Source organism: Pseudomonas sp. R19M, assembly GCF_050312585.1.
Classification (GTDB): Bacteria; Pseudomonadota; Gammaproteobacteria; order Pseudomonadales; family Pseudomonadaceae; genus Aquipseudomonas; species Aquipseudomonas palleroniana.
Genome location: NZ_JBNPJV010000007.1, coordinates 1 through 1,348 on the forward strand (window position 1 = coordinate 1; position 1,348 = coordinate 1,348).

Below are 1,348 nucleotides of genomic sequence, written 5' to 3' on the forward strand. Positions count from 1 at the left end.
GCGTCCCCTAGGGGACTCGAACCCCTGTTACCGCCGTGAAAGGGCGGTGTCCTAGGCCACTAGACGAAGGGGACACACGTACAACATTCACTGCTCAACGCGTTTTGCTGTGTGCTTTACGCGTTAAGTGGCGCGCATTCTATGGATGGATTGAAAGGTCGTCAACCCCCAAGGATAAATTTATTAAAATCAATGACTTCGCCCTGCTTCCAGGCCCGTACGGGGATTTTGTCCGTCTGGGTGTTGGCGCCTATATTCTGACGCCCGACAAGACGTTATAGTTCGTACCCGCAAATGATGGCAATGTGCATCCATGCAGGAAATATTCTACCTATATAGAAGAATCTACCTGAGCAACTGGTCGATCAGTCCTATCCGCCAGATGGCGCAGTCACTACACTCCATTGTAAACCCAATAAAGAGGTCACACCGGTGACACCACTCATGATCACCCTGCTGGTAACAGCCGGGATCGTAATACTGATCGCCATTGGCTACATGAACCACGTGGTGGAAAACAACAAGTTGGAAAAGAAGCGCACCGAGATCGAGCTTAATGATCGGTTGCGCCGCTGCGGCGAAATCACCGAAACCTTCCCAGGCCAGTTGATGACCCCCGCGCTCAAACTGTTGCTGACCCGTCTGGAACTCAACGTCAACCAGCGCCTGTTGAACCTCAACAAATCCAGCGCACCGCTCAAGGCACGCATTACCGAGCTGAATGCGCTGATCGCCCAGGGTGAATCGATCCCCGTGGCTAACCCGCCCGCGCCGATCCAGACCGAAGCCAAGGCCAAGGACGTGCGGTTCCTGCTCGAAGCGCTGCACGGCCAAGTCACCCGTGCGGCCCAGGACGGCTTCCTGCCTACCAATGAAGCCAAGCACTGGATCAAGGAAATTCGCCATATCCTGGTGCTGCTGCATATCGAGTTCTTCAACAACCTGGGCCAGCACGCCCTGCAGCAAGGCCAGCCTGGCCAAGCGCGCCTGGCATTCGAGCGCGGCGTGCAGTACTTGCGCAAGCAGCCGGAACCGGTGGTCTACAGTGCGCAGTTGCAACTGCTGGAGTCACAATTGGCCCGGGCCAACTCCACGGTATTGACCAACAGCAAACCCGCCGAAGACGAGGTCAACGAATTGACCGAAGGCCTGAAAGTCGTCGACGCCGACGCCGAGTGGAAAAAGAAAGCCATCTACGATTGATTGTAGTGAGCGGGCTTGCCCCGCGCTGGGGGGCAAGCCCTAATGCCAGTCAGTTAAGGCTTAACGCTGTCACTGTGGGAGGGGGCTTGCTCCCGATAGCGGTGGGTCAGTCGATAAACTGCTGACTGGCACACCCTCATCGGGA

The 1,348-nt window shown here is 56.2% G+C and carries 1 protein-coding gene and 1 tRNA gene; one reads left to right on the forward strand and one right to left on the reverse strand.

Features of this window, described 5'->3' with window-relative positions; genetic code table 11:
- Position 1: 1 nt before the first annotated feature.
- A tRNA-Glu gene (locus tag ACQRBT_RS00345) sits at positions 2–74 on the reverse strand.
- A 370-nt stretch (positions 75–444) separates the two neighbouring features.
- Here ACQRBT_RS00345 and ACQRBT_RS00350 point away from each other — a divergent pair.
- Entirely contained in the window at positions 445–1,203 is a 759-nt protein-coding gene (locus ACQRBT_RS00350; RefSeq protein ID WP_081087098.1) for a hypothetical protein, read from the forward strand.
- The last annotated feature ends 145 nt before the right edge of the window (positions 1,204–1,348 follow it).

Excerpts from the sequence above, each read along its gene's own strand:
- ACQRBT_RS00350 (WP_081087098.1), top strand. The coding sequence starts at position 445 with ATGATCACCCTGCTGGTAACAGCCGGGATCGTAATACTGATCGCCATT.